This window comes from Stenotrophomonas mori, from assembly GCF_023556335.1.
Lineage (GTDB): Bacteria > Pseudomonadota > Gammaproteobacteria > Xanthomonadales > Xanthomonadaceae > Stenotrophomonas > Stenotrophomonas mori.
Genome location: NZ_JAIKTS010000005.1, coordinates 32288 through 50573, shown reverse-complemented (window position 1 = coordinate 50573; position 18286 = coordinate 32288). Strand labels below are relative to the sequence as shown.

Below are 18286 nucleotides of genomic sequence, written 5' to 3'. Positions count from 1 at the left end.
GGCTCAGTGCAGCAGGGTCAGCAGGTTCTTGCCGCCCACCTTGTAGTTGAGGTCGTGCGGGCGCTCGCCCATCGGCTTGGCGCCGCTGCCGCCGACGATCTTGTAGGGCGCGACCTCCTTGGCGACCACGGTGTTGGCGGTGACCACGCTGCCGCGGCCCAGGTGCGCGCCATGCGCCACCAGCGCACGGCTGGCGATCCACACGTAGTCCTCGATCACGATCGGCGCCGACACCGACCAGAACTCCGGCGCCGCCAGGTCGTGCGTGCCGGCGATGATCAGCACGTGCGAGGCGATGGCGACATGGTCGCCGATGCGCAGCCCGGCACGCGCGTCGATCTGGCAGTGCCAGGCGATGACGCTGTCCTTGCCGATCACCAGGTTGTTGATGCCCAACACCTCGGTGTTGCGCCAGAGGGTGGAGCCCTCGCCGATCCTGGCCCCGCCGATGCGCAGCCAGGTCAGCCGCACCCAGTGGAACGGGACCTTGTTGATGGCGATGTTGTAGACCTGCTCCCAGAGCCGCAGGCAACGGTCCTTCAACGTGGCCCAGTTCTTGCCGTAGCGCGGCACGAACTGCGCGGGGACCTCGTGCTTGAGCGCGCGGTAGAGGCGCCGCCCCAGCGGATCCTGCAGGCTGGCCTCGATGTCCACCGAGCAGACCGAGACCCGCACCCCGTCGCCGCCGGGCTCCTCGAACACGGCCTCGTTGGCCAGCAGCCACTCGTAGGCGGCCAGCAGCGCCGACGTGTCCACGCCCAGCCGCGCGGCATAGTCGCCCAGCCGCGCGCGCAGGTCCGTCGAATGGAAAATACGGTGTCTCATGCCTGCTTCCTCGAAGACGATGACGGCCGGCCCGGTGCATCGGCCGATACCGCGGCGGCGCTCTGCAGCCCCAGGCCCATCACCAGCCAGAACAGGGCGACCAGCACCATGGTGAAACTGTAGTAGTGATCGATCAGGCCGGTGACCAACGCGGCCAGCAGGCCGGTGGTGCAGCCCATCCACAGGCCGTTGCGTGCATCGATGGCCGTGACCTTGCCCTGCGGCCGCACCCGTTTCCACCAGCGCCAGGTCACCACGCCGTACAGCAGCATGCCGAGCAGGCCCAGCTTGTACATGTAGTACAGCCACAGGTTGGAGATGCCGAGCAGGCCACTGCCCGGCACCGGCGGTTCGCTGCGGAAGCCGATGCCCAGCGGATAGCGGGCCACCGCCTCGGGAAAGCGCCTGTACTCGTCCACGCGCACTTCGGTACTGGCGTTGTCGGCGGAGAACATGGTGGCCAGGCGGTCCTGCAGCGGCGGGTAGCTCACCGCCAGCACCACGCCGCCCAGCACCCCGGCCAGCACCATCGCCCGCGCGTAGGGCACGCGCAGCCAGGACAGCCACAGCAGCATCACGCCGATCGCCAGGATGGCGCCGCGCGAACTGCTCAGCAGCAGCGCCGCGGTGCCCAGCACCGCCACCGCCGCGCCGAGCAGGCGCCGCCAGCCGTGCTGGTAAAGCGCATGGAACGCCGCCATCGGCACGAACAGGGCCATCGCGCCGCCGGTCAGGTTGGGATGCACCCACGGCGTGCCCAGGCGCGCGTTCTCGGCGCTGAAGATGTCCAGCAGGGCTTCCGGGTGCGCGTACCGCGCCTTCTCCAGGATCGGGATCATCTCCAGCGCGCTGCGCGACGTGATGAACAGGCCGAGCGAGAGCAGCAGCATGGCCAGGTTGCCCAGCAGCAGCATCACCATCAGCTGCTCGCGCTGCTTCTGCTGCGACAGCATCAACGGCGCCAGCAGCAGCGGCGACAGGTTGGCCAGCCAACGCACCCAGTTCACCGGGCCGTTGCCGTCGGCCACCACCATCACCTGGCCGACCAGGAATGGGAACGCGCTGAACGCCATCAACAGCAGCAGCGAGCGCTCCACCCCGCCCCAGTCCGGGCGCTCCAGCTTCTGGAAGAACAGCTGCAGCGCCACCCCGGCCCAGGTCAGGCCCAGCATCGCCTCGGCCACGGTGAAGCGGATGCCGACCTGCAACGTGCTGTAAGGCATGAACGTGGCCGACAACGCGAACAGCGACAGGCCGACCACCGGCCAGCGCAGCACCACCAGCGCCGCCGGGAAGCCCACCAGCAGCACGAAGAACTTGGACGGCGGCAGGAACAGCAGCAGGCTGCCGAACAACACTCCGCACAGCACCGCGACGGTGGCGCCCAGCCTCACCGCAGCACCTCGTCCAGCAGCTGCAGCACGCGCCGCCGGTAGTGTGCCGGGGCATAGCGCGCCGCGGCGGCCTGCAGCACCGGGCCGCCTTCCTCCGCGCGCCGGCCGGTGGCCGCGGCCCGCAGTGCGTCGCGCAGGGCGCCGGCATCACGCGGGTCGAAACGCAGCGCCTGGTGCGGGGTGATCTCGTCCAGTGCACTGCCGGTGGCCACCGCCACCGGCGTGCCGCAGGCCAGTGCCTCGATCACCGGCAGGCCGAAGCCCTCGGCGGTGGCCGGGTGCCACAGCCGCTCGGCGTCGTGGTACAGCCGCGACAATCCGGCATCGTCCAGGCCGCCGCGCCAGTGCAGGCCCGGCAGTCCGGCCATCGGCGCCGGCACGTCGCCCGGATCGCCCACCAGCACCAGGTCCGGCAGCGGCAGGCCGCCCGCGCGCAGGGCCTGCCAGTGTTCGAGCAGGAAGGGAATGTTCTTGCGGGGCTCGCGGGTGCCCACCACCAGCCAGTAGCGGTCCGGCAGGGCCGGGTCCCGCGGCGCATCCGGCGGGGCCGGCGGAGCCACCGCATTGGGCAGCACGGACAGCTTGCCGGCACTGCGCGGAAACAGCTGCGCGGCCTGCCCCGCGCTGTACTGCGACGGTGTCCAGACCGCATCGGCGGCACGCAGCGCGTGGCCGATCAGGGCCCGGTCCATCGTGCCGTACACCAGGCCATGCAAGCGGCTGGCGTGGCGCCCGGCCAGGGTCAGCTGGAACAGGTCGTGCAGCAGCTGCACCTGGCGCTTGAGCCCGCGCGGACGCGGCCACGGCAGGCCGCTGTTGGCGGTGGCGATGTACAGGTCGATGCCCTGCCCGGCCAGTGCCTTGGGCAGGAAGCCGATCTCGAACGCCAACCGCGCCTGCGGCCGGTGCAGGCCGCCGGCCGGGACGTCCCGCGCCGGGCAGCAGGCGGTCGCGCGGTGCGGATGCTGCAGCGGTGCCATGCTGAAACGCACCAGCTCGCCACGACCGCTGGCCAGCAGGGCCTGCTCCAGCGCCAGCACCTGGCGGGCGATGCCCGAGTACGGCGCGGCGGTCACCGGGCGGTAGTCGATGCCTATGCGCATGCCAGCTCCGCATAGACCGCCTCGAGCTGGTCGGCCGAGCGGCTCCAGTCGTGGTGCCGGCGCACGTAGCCGCGCCCGGCCTCGCCCAGGGCATGGGCCTGGGCAGGATCCTCCAGCAGTTGCCGCAGCCCCGCCACCAGCGCGTCGACCTGCCCGCCACCGGTGTAATGCACGCCCGGCTGCACGGCCAGGCCCGACACTGCCTGCGGCGTGGCCACCAGCGGCAGCCCGGCGGCCATCGCCTCCAGCACCTTCAGCTTGGAGCCGCCGCCATCGCGCAGCGCGGCCAGGAACACGCTGCTCTGCGCCTGCACGCTCTGCAGCCGCGGCACGAAGCCGCGCCACTCGATGCGCGGGTCGGTCCAGCGCTCGGCCCACTGCGTCGGCAATGCGTGCCCGCACAGGCACAGGCGCACGTCCGGCGAATGCTTCCAGAGCGCGGGCATGATCACGTCCAGCATCCACTCCACCGCATCGATGTTGGGCGCGTACTCGAAGTTGCCGATGAACAGCACGCGGCGTTGCCGTGGATCAGGCACCACGTCGGCGAACGCCGCGGTGTCGGTGCCGTTGACCACCACGGCCACCGGTTGCCGGCTGTACGGCGCGAACACCCGCGCATCCTCGCCGGTCAATGCGATCACCTTGTGCGCGGCCGACAGCACCTGCCGTTCCCAGCGCCGGTAGCGCCCGCGGTCGAGCCGCGCCAGGGGCCGCAGCATCGCCGGCAGGCGGCTGTAGGTCACGTCGGCGAGCGTGGATTCCACGTTGTGCTCGCTGACGATGAAGTCGCGCCGGTGGCGGCGCAGCGGGCCGCGGCACGGCTCGTACAGGTAGGAGTGTTCCAGCTGGACCACGTCCCAGGGCTGCTCCAGCAGGCGGTCCAGCGCACGCGCGAACGCCGGTGCGTGGCCGTTGACCGAGGCCAGCAGCGGCACCGGTGACAGCAGCGCCGAGTACAGCGTGCGGAACGATTTCAGCGGGCGGCGCTCCAGCACCACCAGGCGCTCCAGCAGCGGTTCCAGGTGCGCGCGCGCCTCCGGGTCCAGCGCGGTCTTGCTCTGCACCAGCAGGGTGATGCGGTGGCCGCGCGCGGCCAGGCAGCGCAGCAGGTGGTACTGGCGCAGCTTGCCGCCGCTGGTGGTCGGCCACGGCAGGTAGGGCATCACCCAGAGCAGGCGCAGCGGTCGCATCACCACTCCAGGACCGACAGCGTGGTGCCGACCGGCACGGCCAGGCGGCCGGCGTCGGCCTGCAAGGCCTGCTCGCTCCCGTCCAGTACATCGTGCAGCTGTGCGCGTTCCACGCCGCGCAGCTGCACCTGGCCGGGCGTGTCGGCCCAGAAGAACCACAGGCGACGGCCATCCTCGCGTTGCCAGGCGATGCTGACCAGTCCCGGCGGTACCGTGGCCAGCGCCGGCGCCTTGCCCGGCGTGATGCGGGGGCCGGTCACGTGCAGCAGGCGCTGCACGGCGGCATGGACCGGCTTGGGCCGGGCGCGTTCGTCCAGCAGGCCGTAGCGGCGGTCACGCGCGCCGGCACGGCGGTCCAGGTCGCTCAACGCGAACAGGAACACCTTGTCGTAGTCCAGCGCGCTCATCAGCGCCAGCCGGCGGGTGACGTAGTCGGCCTGCCCCTGCACGCCGATGATCGGCTGCTCTTCCCTGGGCCCGTCGTAGCTCGACCAGCCCCACTCGTCGGCCCAGATGTCGCGTGCCCCGGCCGCGCGCAGCGCGGCGTTGCCCTGCTGCGCCCGCAGGATGAAGTCCATCGCCTTCGGGTCGTCGCCCTCCGGGTACAGCGAATACGGGTGGTAGGCGGTGATCACGTCCAGCGAATACAGGCCGCCCTTGGCCAGTTCCTCCACCATCAGGCCACCGCCACGGGTGGGCATCTGGCTGAAATAGCCCATGCCGCCGAGCACGATCCGGCGGCCGGGCGCCGCGGCGCGCAGCGCCTGCACGCTGGTCAGCAGCAGCCGGCCGTAAGCGGCCGGGTCCTCGCGCGGACGCCAGAACGCCGGCAGGTTGGGCTCGTTCCAGACCTGCCAGGCCTCGACCTGCGGGTAGCGCTGGGCCAGCCGCACCAGCGCCGTGGCGTACAGCGCCGGATCCTTGGGCGGGTACTGGTCCGGATGCGGGCTGCCGGCCGGAGCCGAGGTCGCATGCGGCGCCGAGCCCACCAGGTACACCTCGGCCTTCAGGCCACGGCGCTGGATCTCGGCCATCAGCGGATCCAGCACGTCCCAGCGGAACGCGCCCTCGCGCGGTTCGATGGTGTCCCAGTGCAGGTCCACCCGCACCCATTGCAGGCCCAGCGCCTGCAGCTGGTCCATCTGCTGCCGGTAGCGCGCCGGTTCGAACCAGAGGAAGTGCGCGTTCACGCCGAGGAAGTCGCGCCATTCCACCGCGCGCGGCGGCACCAGCTCCATCGCCGGGCGTTCGCCCTTGGCGCAGGCGCCGACCCCGCCGAGCAGGGCCGCCAATGCCACCAGCAGCAGCGCCGCGCGCCGCCACCCGCGTCTGGCGGGACGGGTGAGTGCAAGATTCATCGTCGACCCTCCTGCAACGACGCGAACAGCGCGGCGAACCGCGCGGCGATACGCGGCCATTGCCGCTGCTGCCCCAGGGCCGCGGCACCTGCCGCCCATTCCGCGGCCCGCGCCGGTGCATCAAGCAGCGCGGTGATCCGTTCGGCCAGCGCCGCGCTGTCGCCCTGCGCGAACACGTCGCCGTTGCCGTGCGACACCTCTTCGGCGAAGGCACGCGCATCGGAGGCGATCACGCCGCGGCCGCAGGCATTGGCCCAGGACAGGGCGCCGCTGGTGCCGCGCATGCGCCCGAGCAGGGCCAGCTTCTTCGAATCGCGGTAGGGCAGCAGCATCGCGTGGTGGGCCTGTACGCAGGGCACGATCTGCGCGGCGGGCAGGTCCAGCCGCCACTGGATCCAGTCGCCGATGCCCAGCCGCCGGGCGCGCTCGCGCAGTCCGGCGACATAGTCCCCGCGGCGGCCGAAGGCCAGCTCCGGGGCACTGCCGCCGGCCAGGGTCAGGCGCACCGCGGCGTCCGGCCGTTGCCGGCGCACCCGTGCCAGGGCATCGAGCAGGTCCTCGATGCCCTTGCCCGGATAGAGGAAACCGAAATACAGCAGCTGCAGCGGCACGGTGTCCGGCAATGCCTGCGGCGCGAACACGCCGTTGCCATGCGCGATGAAATGCACCTTGTCCGCGCCCACCTGCAGGCGTTCGGCCAGCACCTGGCCGCCACTGCGGGTCAGCGTGACCAGGGCATCGAGCCGGCGCGCCAGCGCGCGCTCGCGGGCCAGGGTGCGGCGGTCCTGCGACAGCGCCAGCAGCTGCGGCAAGGGCCGCGGCGCGGCGGCCAGCCAGCGCCCGGGCCCGCGCGGCAGACTGGGCGAACGCCAGACCAGCCGCTCCGGGTCGTGCACGGTCGCGCTCAACGGCAGTTGCGGGAAGCGCGCGCGCAGCTGCTCCAGGGCCAGGAATTCCGGGCCGCGGCCGCCGCCCAGTTCGGCATGCACCCCATCGATGCCCTGCCAGAAGCCGGCATCGGCGGTGTCCCATTGCCCCTGCTGCTGCGGCGGCACCACCACCTCCACGCCGGCGGCGCGCACCGCCGTCATCCAGGCCTGCGCATAGTCGGCGATGCCGTTCTGCAACGGCGGCAACGGCGCGAGCAGGGCAAGCCGCACTCAGTACGCCCCGAGCCAGCGGCTGATCGGCGTCCAGTAACGCGGCGGGATCTCGAACACGCGGCGGTTCAGCACCACGCCATCGACATGGCCCAGCGCATCGCGCAGCAGTGCGATCGCATGCTCCACCGCCGGCACCGTGGTGCTGCGGGTCTTCACCACCAGCACGATGCGGTCGCAGCCGCGCAGCTGGATCAACGCGTTCTCGTCGCTGACCGGCGGCGCCTGCACCAGCACCACCTCGCCGGGGGCGGCCGGCAGCTGGCCGTCGCGCACGCTGTAGCCCTGCTGGCGCAGCACGATCGCCAGCCGCGAGGCGATGAAGCTCACCCCCTCGCCGCTGCGGCTGGAGGTGAAGCCCACCGCCAGCCCCTGCGTGGCGATCTGCTCCAGCGGCAGCCGGCAGTAGATGCGGTACAGCGCCGCGCGCAGCGGCTGCGACCCGTCCACGTCGTGCAGGATCTCCGGCAGCGTCGCCAGCAGCGGCACGCCCAGGGTCTTCTCCAGGCGGCCGCCGTCATGGATGCGCTGGTCCATCAGGTACAGCAGGAACACCACCACCAGCGCCACCGCGAACGCCACCGGGACCGCCAGCAGCAGCATCAGCATGCTCTTGGGGAACACCCGCGACGGCGTGAAGCTGGACTGCCCGACCAGCGCCACGTTGCTCAGCCGGGCGCGGTTGAGGTCGCGGATCACCCGCGCGCGCAGCAGGTAGTCCGAATACTGGGCGAAGGTCTTCTCCGCCGAGGACAGCTCCAGGCTCAACCGCGACAGCGACGGTTCGGCCGCCATCACCTCCTCGCGCTCGCGCTGGAGCTGGGTGATCTGGCTGTCGATCTCGGCGATGTTGGCGTCGATCTTGGCGACGTTCAGGCGCGCGTCCTGCATGTCCTGGCGCAGGCGCGTACCCAGCACGTTCGGCGCGAGGTTGCGCGAGCGCACCACGTCGCCGTCCACGCCGCGGATCTCCGCTTCCAGCGCGGCGATGCTCTCGTCCAGCGCGCGCACTGGCGGCGCGCCTTCCTTGAAGTTGCGCAGCAGGTCCAGGCGCTGCTGCTTGAGCCCGTTCAACTTCAGCTTCAAATCCTCGCGCGCCGGATTGAGGCTGATCTCGCGCTCGGTGACCACCTCGCCGGCCACCGCCGGCAGCTGCCGGCCGGCCGAGCCGAGGATGCCCAGCAGCGCTTCGCGCTCGGCCTGCAGCCCGCGACGCTGGCGGTACAGCTTCTGCAGCTGGTCGGTGACGTCCTCGATGCGCTGCTCGACGCTGGTCGCGTCGATCACCCGCAGCTGTTCGCGCAGCTGGCGCTTGAGCGCGACGATGCTGTCGTTGAGCTCGCGGTTCTGCGCCTCGTAGAAATTGAACAGCGCCTCGCCGCCGGCCGCCTGCGCGCGCTCGTCGAAATAGGCGTCCACCCAGGCCCGGGAGATGCCCTGGGCCACGTGCGGGTCGTTCCAGCTGACCCGCATCTCCATCACGTTGGAACCGGGGTCGTGGCTGACCTGCAGCTTCTTGGCCAGCCGCGCGGCCAGGCGATCGGCCAGCGGCGCCTCGTCCATCAAACCGATGCCGACCAGCACGTCGCGCAGGCGCTCCTTGGTCCAGGCGAACGCCTGGCCCATGCGGAACTTGACCAGCGCCCAGGTGCCCTTCGGCGGTACCGAGGACATCGCCAGGTAGGTCTGCGCCACCTTCAGCATCACCGGCGCGCTGGTGGCCAGCTTCTCCTCGTCCAGCAGCGGGTCGCGCTGCGGGCTCTGCTGCACGAAGCCGGTGTCCGGGCCCGGCTGCACCGGCAGCTGCACGCTGGCGCTCTCGGTCGGCTTGACCAGCAGGCGGGCATCGGAGACATAGCGGTTGGGCAGCAGGAAGGCGCCCAGCACCACCACCGCCAGGGTCGCCAGCAGCGCGAGCCGGAACTCCCGGGCGAAGATGAAGAGCAGACGCAGGGCGTCGCGCAGGCTGCGGATCTCGATCACGGGACGCTCCCGTCGGGGGTGTTGATCTTGTAGGAGGGTTCGTTGATCTGGTAGTTCGCCGACGCGCCGAAGCCGCGGAACATCAGCAGCTGGCCGACATACATGTCCACGCGCTGGATGGCGTTGCCGATGCGCGAGCTGGGCACGAACACCAGGTCGCCGCGCTGCAGGCCGACGCTGCGGCTGCCCTGGGTGCCGGCGCCGAGCAGCGAGGCGTAGTCGAAGAAGTACACCTGCTGCACGCCCTGCTCGTCCTGGCGCACCAGCGCCACGTGGCGGCTGTCGGCGGTGGGCAGCACGCCGCCGGTGGCGGTGATGGCTTGGGCGACATTGACCGCCGCGCCCAGCTCGAACACCCCCGGGTTGCGCACCGCGCCGCCGACGTAGACGCGGCTGCCGGGGGCCTCGGCGATGTTCACGGTCACCGCCGGTTCGCGGTAGATCGCATCCAGCCGCCGGGTGACCTCCTCGCCCACGTCCTCCGGGGTGCGGCCGCCGGCCTGGACCGTGCCGATGAACGGATAGGCGATCATCCCGTCCGGGCGCACCCGGTACAGGGTGGCCTCGTCCTTCTCGGCCGGGGTCTGCGCGTCGCGCACGATCCGCAGCACGTCGCCGGGATGGACCCGCAGCACCGGCACCGGCAGCTGCTCGGGGCTGAAGTTGGAGATCTGCCGCTGCTCGATCACCTTGCCCGAAGGCAGCCTGACGACGTTGGGCGTCGCGCACGCCGTGCACAACGCCGCCACCAGCGCCATCACCATCACTCTGCTCGTACTCACTGCTGCCTCCAGTAACCGGGGAACATGCTGACCCTGCGCTTGAGCGCCGATGGCAGCCTGTGTTCCAGATGCCCCAATCGATACCCCACCAGCTTCGCCGCACTGCGCAGCAGCGCGCCCGGCACCTCCCGGAGCCGGCCCTCGCGCCGCAGCGCCGCCAGTTCCGATTTCACGAACCGCCCGCCCTCGCCGCCGGCGCGCCCGAAACGCTCGGCGATCCAGCGCTCGCGCGAATAGAACACGCCGATGTCGAAGTAGCGGCGGAACTCCTCGGCGATGCTGTAGTCGTGCGAATGCCAGGCCTGCGCATCGGCGACGTAGTTCACCGCATAGCCCGCCAGCAGCATGCGCCCGGCCACGTGCGCGTCCTCGCTGCCGATCACGTCCTGCGGGAAGCCGCCCACCGCGTCCAGCGCGTCCCGGCGGTAGGCGCAGAAGGCATCGGAACTGAAACAGGTCTTGATGCCCAGCTCGGCGGCATCGGCCAGGCGCTTGATGCGGCCCTGCGCCGGGTAGTTGAACGCCCGCGCGTGCCGCGCCAGCACCCCGGCGCCCGGATGCGGCAGCTGCCGGCCGTAGGCCACGCCGATGCCGTCCTCGGCATACAGGCCGGCGACCAGGTTGGCCAGCGCGTCCGGCGGCACCGGAACCGCGTCCTGGGTCAGGTAGACCAGCACGTCGGCATCGACCAGGGTGGACGCCCAGCCGCGCGTGCCGCCGTGGTTGAAGGTGGCCGCGTCGATCTCCACCACGCGCGCGCCGAACGCACGCCAGCGCGCCACGCTGCGGTCGCGCGAGGCGCTGTCGATGACCAGGATCTCGTCGGGCTGCAGGCGCTGCGCACGCAGCGCCGGGAGCATGCGCTCCAGGAACGGCTCGCCGTTGCGCACCGGGATCACCAGCGCCACGCGGGGAGCGGCCATCAGTACGCCGCCTTCATCGACAGCACCGCCGGCAGGGTCCGCAGCAGGATGAAGGCGTCCAGGCCCAGCGACCAGTTCTCGATGTAGGCCAGATCGTACTCCACGCGCTTCTGCAGTTTTTCCACGGTATCGGTCTCGCCACGGTAGCCGTGCACCTGGGCCAGCCCCGTGATGCCGGGCTTGACCTTGTGCCGGGCCACGTAGTCGGCCACCGCCTCCTCGAACAGGATGTCGGCGGCCTTGGTCGCGGTAGCGTGCGGGCGCGGCCCGACCAGTGACATGCTCCCGCCCAGCACGTTGAACAGCTGCGGCAGCTCGTCGATGCTGGTGCGGCGGATCAGGCGCCCCACCCGGGTCACCCGCGGGTCGTCGGCCCGGGTCTGGGTCCGCGCGTCCATGTCGCGCTGGTGGTGGTACATGGAGCGGAACTTGTAGACCTCGATCAGTTGCTGGTTGTAGCCGTAGCGGCGCTGCCGGAACAGCACCGGGCCGCGCGAGTCCAGCTTGATCGCCACGGCCACCGCGAGCATCAGCGGCGCCAGCAGCACCAGCGCCAGCCCGGCCAGCACGATGTCCTCGGCGCGCTTGTAGGCCGGCGCCCAGCCCTTGAGCGGCGGCTCGGAGACCACCAGCATCGGCACGTCGGAGATGTTGGCCACCCGCGGCAGCGCGAAGTTGAACGCCTGCATCTCCGGGACCAGGAACACCTGCACCGGCATCTTCCTGAGCAGCTCGACGTAGTGGCGGTTGCGCCCTTCCGCGGCCGCCGGCAGCGCCATCAGCACCTGGTCGACCTCGTTGTTGCGGATCAGCCGTTCGAGCATGGTGAAATTGCCGATCAGCTGCGGCCGCAGGTTCGGGGCGATGCGCTCGGGGCTGCGGTCGTCGATGAAGCCGAGCAGGCCGCAGGCGATCTCGGCGTTCTGCTGCATGTGCCGGGCCAGCCGCCCGCCGTTCTCGGTCGCCCCCACGATCACCGAGCGCCCGACGAAATCGCCCTGCCGCATGCGCCGCTGGAAGAACGCCAGCATCAGCAGGCGCCCGACCACCAGCAGCAGCAGGGTCGTGGCATACCAGAGCATGGCCATCTTCACCGGCAGGTAGGCGATGAGGTGGAACAGGGTGTGCAGCAGCAGCACCAGGCCGAAACCGGCCGACCAGGCCACCACGGTGGCGCGCAGCAGCAGGCGGTTGCTGAACAGCTTGCGCCCGTACAGGCCGAACGCGGCGAACACCAGCAGGGTCAGCACCCCGGCCGACAACGCCAGCAGCAGGTAGGTACGGATCATGCCGGCGTCGCGCACGTCCATCAGCCACAGCACCAGCACCGCCGGGCACACCGCCGCGCAGAAATGGAACACGCGCGCCATCAGACGCGACCAGCGCATCACGGTGGGGCGGGCGTTGGTGAACAACGCATCGGAGAACGGTAAACGCATTGCGACGTCAGGGACCTGGAGCCGGACGGACGATCGGCAGGCGCGCCCGGACACCCCACGCTGCCATGACCCATGCATGGCGGCGGCGGTCTGCACACGGGCACCCCTATTCAGGACAGTCTTCCGGCCGCGCCAAGCCCCACGTGTGGGAGCGCCCGCATCCTGTTCTGGGACGCCTACGATAACGTGACACAACGCACGTTTACAGGGGTTTCCGGTGCGCGCACCCCCTCCGGTTAAGCTGCCGTCACCCGGCGCCGGCCCGGAGCGGGCACCGGCCGCGCCGCTCTCAGAGCTCGAACACCTGCCGCAGGTAGGCCAGGTAGCCGGGGTCGTCGCACATGCCCTTGCCCGGCGAATCGCTGAGCTTGGCCACCGGCTGGCCGTTGCAGCGGACCATCTTGATGACGATGTTCAGCGGCGTCGGCCCCAGGTCGTTGGTCAGGTGGGTACCGACCCCGAACGCGACCTGGCAGCGACCGCGGAAGTAGTCGTACAGGCGCATCACCTTGGCGATGTCCAGGCCGTCGCTGAACACCAGGATCTTGCTGGCCGGGTCGGCGCGGTTGGCCTTGAAGTGGGCCAGCATGCGGTCGCCCCAGGCGAACGGATCGCCCGAATCGTGGCGCACGCCGTCGAACAGCTTGCAGAAGTACATGTCGAAGTCGCGCAGGAAGGCGTCCAGCCCGACCACGTCGGACAACGCGATGCCGAGGTCGCCGCGGTACTCGCGCGCCCACGACTCCAGCGCGGCCACCTGCGAGTCGCGCAGCCGCGGCCCCAGCGCCTGGAACGCCTGCAGGTACTCGTGGGCCATGGTGCCGTGCGGGGTCATGCCGTACAGGCGCGCGAAGTGCACGTTGCTGGTGCCGACGAACTGCGCGCCGAGCGCATCGCGCAGCCGCGGCAGCAGGGTGCCGTGCCACTGCCGCGAATAGCGGCGGCGGGTGCCGTAGTCGGCGATGCGGCAGTCGCCGAAGCCGGGCGTGTCGCGCAGCAGCGCGGTCTTGGCCTGCAGGCGGCGCTCGCCTTCGGCGGGGTCCGGCGTGGTGGTGTTGCGGAACCAGACCTCGTTGATGATCGCCAGCAGCGGCACCTCGAACAGGATCGTGTGCAGCCACGGGCCGGTGATGTCCAGCTCGATCTCGCCCGGCACCGTGCTCGACGGGCGCAGCGCGATGTACTTGCGGTCCAGGTGGAACAGGGCCAGGAAATCCACGAAGTCCGGCTTCACGAAGCGCAGCCCGCGCATGTACGCCAGTTCGTCCGCGCTGAAGCGCAGGCTGCACAGGTGGTCGATCTCGGCGTCGAGCTGGTCGATGTAGCGGGCCAGGTCGATGCCCGGCGTGCGGCACTTGAACCGGTACTGGACGATGGCGCCGGGGTGCTGGTGCAGCACCGCCTGCATCATCGTGAACTTGTAGAGGTCGGTATCGAGCAGCGAGGGGATGATCATGCCGGCATTATGCGCCGGACCCGATGGCGCCCGCCGGCCGTCCCGGGCCCGGGTTCAGCGCAGGACCAGCCGCGGCAGCTGCAGCACCGCGTGCGCCCAGATCGCGCACCACACCGCGGCGCGTACCGCCCGGCCCCGCCGCGGCGCCTCGAACTTGCGGAAATAGCGCCACAGCCCGCGGTGCTTGTGCCATTCGACGAAGAACGGCCGCGACCGGCTGGACACGCCGCGCACATGCAGCACCCTCAGCCCGTTGGCGATGGCCACCGTGGCCCCGGCCGCGCGCGCGCGCCGGCACAGGTCCAGGTCCTCGGCATGCAGGCGGTAGCCGGCATCCCAGCCATCGATGTGCTCGAACAGCGTGCGCGGCATCAGCAGCAGGGCGCCGGACAGCGCCGGCACCGTCTGCAGCGCCTCCGGCCCGGCCTCCAGCGCCAGCCGCATGCCGGCGGAGGGGTTGCGCAGCATCGCCGCGAAATCCGGATCGCGCCGGCGCACCGCGGCATCGGCGCGCCCCTGCTCGTCCACCTGCTCCACGCCGAGCACGCAGGCACCCAGCGGCCGCCCCAGCCCGCGCAGCGCCGCCAGCGTCTCCGGCTCGACCATCAGGTCGGGGTTGACGAACGCCAGCCACGGCGCATCGCTGTCGCGCGCGCCCTGGTTGCAGGCCGTGGCGAAGCCCGGGTTGTCCGGGTTGGCGATGAAGCGCACCCGCGTATCGGCCAGGGCATGGCGCTGGACGATGCCCAGCGAACCGTCGTCCGAGGCGTTGTCCACCACCCGGATCTGGGTCACGTCCCGGGCCGCGCGCAACCGCTGCAGGCAGGCGTCCAGGGTGGCCGCGCTCTGGTAGCTGACGACGACGACGGCGATCGCAACGCTCACGCCGGCGACGCCCCGGCGGTGTCCCCGAACAGGTCCGCCTGCAGCGCCGGCGGCGGCGCCTGCGCGTACAGGTCCTGCAGCCGCTGGCGGTGCGCGTACAGCGGGTCGTCCATGAGGAACCCGGCCAGGCGTGCGGTCCAGCCCGGCCAGCGGCTGGCCAGTACCTCCATGTCGCCGTCGCCGGGCCGCCCTTCGCCGCGGCGCCCGACGAAAGCGTTGTCGCACAGCACGTTGCGCCAGCCCAGGCCGCTCATGCGCAGGCTCAGGTCCACCAGCGCGGCGTACCAGGACGCGTAGCTCTGCGTGTCCAGCCCGCCGGCGCGGTGGCGGGCGCTGCCGCGCAGCAGCACCGCGTGGGTGATCGCCGAGGGCAGTTCCGGGTGCTGCAGGGGCATGCCCGCGCAGGCCCGCGCCAGCCGCGCGGCATCCTGCGGTACCGGATTCAGCTCGCCGGCCCGCGGCCAGGCCACGGTCTCGCCGGCATTGCTCCAGGGGGTCGCGGTGGCGATGGACGCGTCCCGCGCCAGGCAGTCGGCCAGCTGCTGCAGCCAGCCCGGCACCGGCAGTGCGTCCGGCGCCAGCACCGCCACGTCGGCAGCGCCGCAGGCCAACAGCATCTGCTCCAGGTGCGCCGATTCGCCGATCGCCCGCGGCCGCCGCGAATAGTCGGCCTGCAGGCGGGTGCGCGCCAGCCAGGGCTCGATCACCGCCTGCACCCGCGGCCCGCCCTGGGCATCGTCGGCCAGCCACACCGGCGTGCCGGCCGGCGTCGCCGTCTCCAGCGCCGCCAGGCACGCATCCAGCGCCGCGTCGTCCACCCCCACCGGCAACAGGATGACAGGCAGGCTCATGCGCGGACCGGCGCCAGCGCGCTGCCGCGCCGTTCGCCGCGCATGCTCGGGTTGTCGGGGAAACGGGCCTGCATCGCGTTCGCCACGGGTCGGGGCTGCCGGGGTCGGCATCGGCCCGCATGGTAGCGGACCGGCAAGGGCCCGCGCACGCCGCGGCGCTCCGGCCGCGGGCGGCGTCCGGCTACGGCTGCCCGGGCGCGGCGCCGGCGGCACCGCCGGCGTCGCAGCGCAGCGGCAGGCGCTGGTAGTTCTCGGCAACGCCGCGCTCGGGGACCGCGTAGGTGGCGCTGCAGCTGTAGCCGTCCCATTGCACCCGCAGGCGTCCCTGGACCTGCGCCACCGGCAGCATCACCAGCAGCCGGCCGCGCGGATCGGTGATGCCCAGGTGCTCGCCGTCGGCCCCCTCCACGCTCGCCCCGAACGGCATCGGCGCGCCGTCCGGCTGCTGCAGCTCGAACTGCACCCGGCGGCCGGCATCGGCCTTGAAACGGGCCAGCACCACCGCGCCGCGGGTCGGCACCTGCTGCTGCATGGCCGTGTCCACGTCGACATCGCGGTCGGCGCCGGCGGTGTCCAGCCCGACCCAGTTGCTGCGGTAGGGCGTGGCGCTGGGGATCACCGCATAGCCGTTGCGGCCGGTCCTGACGCCGGTGAAGCTGGAGACGCCGACGCCGGCCACCGACGGCTCGACCCGCGCGAGCATGAAGGTCTCGCTCAGCGACTGTCCCAGGTTGACGCCGCCGGCATGGGCGACGACCGAACCGGAGGCGGACACGCTCAGCGAGTCGGTGCGGCCGCCATGGGAATAGGCGGCGCTGACCCGCGCCACCGGGGTCACCGCGCCCAGCGACAGCGAGCCGCTGTTCTGGCCGAGCGCGTCGCGGCCGGCCGAGGCGGCGTAGCTGATCTCCTGGTCGGCCAGCGGCAGGGTGCCGGTCACGCCGGCCTGGACGCTGTTGCCGCCGCCCTGGCGGCCGGCCGAGGCATAGGCCTGCGGCGCACGCGGCTGGCGCCCCAGCGGCAGGCTGACGCTGAGCATCAGCGCGTTGTCGCGGGTGGTCGCCGCGCCGCCGTAGCTGAACAGGTTGCGCGAATGGGTGTAGGACGCGGTGTAGGTCCCGCGGCCGATGCGGTTGCTGTGGCCCAGCGACACGCTGCGCGAGGCGCTGCCGTCCCAGTTGCGGCCCAGCGAACCGCTCAGGTACAGGCTGGCCTCGCCGATGGACTGCGTCAGGTAGGCATCGAGCCGTTGCCGCGTCGCCTGCTCCGCGAGCGGAAAGGCGATGCCGCGCTCGCGCTCCAGCGCATGCCCGCCGAGCGTGCGGTAGCCCGGATCGAGGTCGCGCAGCCAGTTCAGCGACACCCGGGTGCCGGTGCGCTCCAGGAAGCCCGCGTAGCGCAGCTCCACGCGCTCGCCGCCGATCCGGCGGCCGTCCACCCGGCTGCTGGAGTGGAGGCCGTTCAGCGACAGCGCGCCCAGTCGCGTGTTCAGGCCCACGCCCAGCGAGTACGCCTGGAAGTCGTCGGCCGCCTGCAGCCCCGCCGCCAGCGTGGTGTTGGCGCCGACGCCGTACAGCAGCGAGGCATTGGCGAAGGCCGGCGCATTGCGCTGGTGGTCGTGCAGGCGCACCTGGCCGGCCGCGGCGTCGTACTTGATGCGCCCCTGGCGCACCATCAGCGGCGGCGCCGAGAAGGCCTGGCGGCTGACCCGGCGGCTGCCGTCGGCCTCGATCACGGTGATCTCCAGGTCGCCATTGGCGCCGGACGGCGCCAGGTCGCGGATCTCGAACGGACCCGGTGCGACGCTGCTGCTGTGGATCAGGTAGCCGTTCTGGCGGATCTCCAGGGTGGCGTTGGTCTCGGCGGTGCCGCGCACCACCGGCGCGTAGCCCTGCTCGTCGTCCGGGCGCATGCCCTCGTCCGACGCCAGCCGCACGCCGAGGAAACGCACGCTGTCGAACAGCGGCGAATAGGTATAGGTCTGGCCCAGCACCAGCTGGCTCCGCAGCGGCACCAGCTCCCGCTGCAGGTAGGTGTTCTGGCTGCTGAACTCGGTATCGCGGCGGTTGCCGGTGGTCAGGTAGGAGTCGTTGCGCAACCGCCAGGCGCCGAGGTTGAGGCCCATGCGCAGCCCGACGTTGAGGTCGCGCGTGGTGCCCAGGCCGCGCACCTGGTCCTGGCGGCCGTTGAGGCTGTAGTCCAGGAAAGCGGCGTTGACGCCACGGTCCCACAGCGACGGGTCGACCTGCCCGCGCCGCGCCGGCGCCAGGTACAGCTGCGGCACGCCGATCTCCAGCCGCAGCTGGGTGGTGTCGTAGCGCACCGACGCCTGCGGCACGACGTCGGCCAGGCGCAGGCAGGCGGCCTCCGGGTCCGGCAGCGCCGGCAGGCGCGCGGCATCCACGCCCAGCTGCGCCAGCAGCGTGGCGCTGAAACAGGCCTCGGCCTCGCCGCTGCGCGGCTCCTGGGAGAACGCGATGTCGTAGCGGCCGACCCGCGCCTGGTTGACGTAGACGTCCACCCGCTGGGTGCCCTCCACGACACCGCTGGCGCCCAGCAGCGCCTGCAGGTCCATGGCCGAATCCACGCCGTGCAGGAAGGCCATGTTGAAGCCGCCCGCGGCATCGCCGGAGACCGCCGCGACCCGGCGCGGATCGCGCAGGCTGTCGGCGAACAGGCTCTCCACCTCCGCGGCCACGGCGGCGTCCACGCGCTCGGCCACCGCCCGGCGCACGGCCTGCCCGAGCACGCTGTCGGGCTGTTCCGCGGCGAGCGCCGGCAGGCTCCAGCCCAGGCCCGCGCACGGCAGCAGGCAGGCGCACAGCGCGCGCAGCAGGCGCTGCGCATCGCGCGGTCCGTGACGGGTTTTCGCGTTCGCTGTGCGGATGGGCTGGTACATGATCCTGCAACCGTTCGGGGATGGCGATGCGATCG

At 71.8% G+C, this 18286-nt stretch carries 14 protein-coding genes; all 14 read right to left on the bottom strand.

Features of this window, described 5'->3' with window-relative positions:
* Positions 1-3: 3 nt before the first annotated feature.
* A complete protein-coding gene (locus K5L01_RS13165; RefSeq protein ID WP_250065050.1) occupies positions 4-825 on the bottom strand; it encodes an acyltransferase in 822 nt (273 codons plus the stop codon).
* Entirely contained in the window at positions 822-2219 is a 1398-nt protein-coding gene (locus tag K5L01_RS13160) for an O-antigen ligase family protein (RefSeq protein WP_250065048.1), read from the bottom strand. Before K5L01_RS13160 ends, K5L01_RS13165 begins: the two co-directional genes overlap by 4 nt.
* A complete protein-coding gene (locus K5L01_RS13155; RefSeq protein WP_250065047.1) occupies positions 2216-3322 on the bottom strand; it encodes a glycosyltransferase family 4 protein in 1107 nt (368 codons plus the stop codon). Before K5L01_RS13155 ends, K5L01_RS13160 begins: the two co-directional genes overlap by 4 nt.
* The gene (locus tag K5L01_RS13150; protein WP_250065045.1) at positions 3313-4515 is read right to left on the bottom strand and encodes a glycosyltransferase family 4 protein; all 1203 of its coding nucleotides are present in this window, start codon (positions 4513-4515) and stop codon (positions 3313-3315) included. The genes K5L01_RS13155 and K5L01_RS13150 overlap by 10 nt, the downstream gene beginning before the upstream one ends.
* Positions 4515-5873, bottom strand: coding sequence for a beta-galactosidase (locus tag K5L01_RS13145; RefSeq protein WP_250065043.1), 1359 nt, complete (start codon positions 5871-5873; stop codon positions 4515-4517). Before K5L01_RS13145 ends, K5L01_RS13150 begins: the two co-directional genes overlap by 1 nt.
* The gene (locus tag K5L01_RS13140) at positions 5870-7033 is read right to left on the bottom strand and encodes a glycosyltransferase (RefSeq protein ID WP_250065041.1); all 1164 of its coding nucleotides are present in this window, start codon (positions 7031-7033) and stop codon (positions 5870-5872) included. Before K5L01_RS13140 ends, K5L01_RS13145 begins: the two co-directional genes overlap by 4 nt.
* Complete coding sequence (locus K5L01_RS13135) at positions 7034-9016, bottom strand: GumC domain-containing protein (protein WP_250065040.1); 1983 nt, start codon at positions 9014-9016, stop codon at positions 7034-7036.
* Positions 9013-9798, bottom strand: coding sequence for a polysaccharide biosynthesis/export family protein (locus tag K5L01_RS13130; protein WP_250065038.1), 786 nt, complete (start codon positions 9796-9798; stop codon positions 9013-9015). The genes K5L01_RS13135 and K5L01_RS13130 overlap by 4 nt, the downstream gene beginning before the upstream one ends.
* On the bottom strand, positions 9795-10721 hold the full coding sequence (locus K5L01_RS13125; RefSeq protein ID WP_250065036.1) for a glycosyltransferase family 2 protein: 927 nt from the start codon (positions 10719-10721) through the stop codon (positions 9795-9797). The genes K5L01_RS13130 and K5L01_RS13125 overlap by 4 nt, the downstream gene beginning before the upstream one ends.
* The gene (locus K5L01_RS13120; RefSeq protein WP_250065034.1) at positions 10721-12160 is read right to left on the bottom strand and encodes an undecaprenyl-phosphate glucose phosphotransferase; all 1440 of its coding nucleotides are present in this window, start codon (positions 12158-12160) and stop codon (positions 10721-10723) included. Before K5L01_RS13120 ends, K5L01_RS13125 begins: the two co-directional genes overlap by 1 nt.
* Positions 12161-12449: 289 nt before the next feature.
* A complete protein-coding gene (pncB, locus tag K5L01_RS13115) occupies positions 12450-13616 on the bottom strand; it encodes a nicotinate phosphoribosyltransferase (protein ID WP_250065032.1) in 1167 nt (388 codons plus the stop codon).
* Between the two features lie 54 nt (positions 13617-13670).
* Entirely contained in the window at positions 13671-14501 is an 831-nt protein-coding gene (locus K5L01_RS13110; protein ID WP_250065031.1) for a glycosyltransferase family 2 protein, read from the bottom strand.
* Entirely contained in the window at positions 14498-15352 is an 855-nt protein-coding gene (locus tag K5L01_RS13105; RefSeq protein WP_250065029.1) for a glycosyltransferase family 2 protein, read from the bottom strand. Before K5L01_RS13105 ends, K5L01_RS13110 begins: the two co-directional genes overlap by 4 nt.
* Before the next feature lie 181 nt (positions 15353-15533).
* Positions 15534-18251, bottom strand: coding sequence for a fimbria/pilus outer membrane usher protein (locus K5L01_RS13100; protein ID WP_250065026.1), 2718 nt, complete (start codon positions 18249-18251; stop codon positions 15534-15536).
* Positions 18252-18286 lie beyond the last annotated feature (35 nt).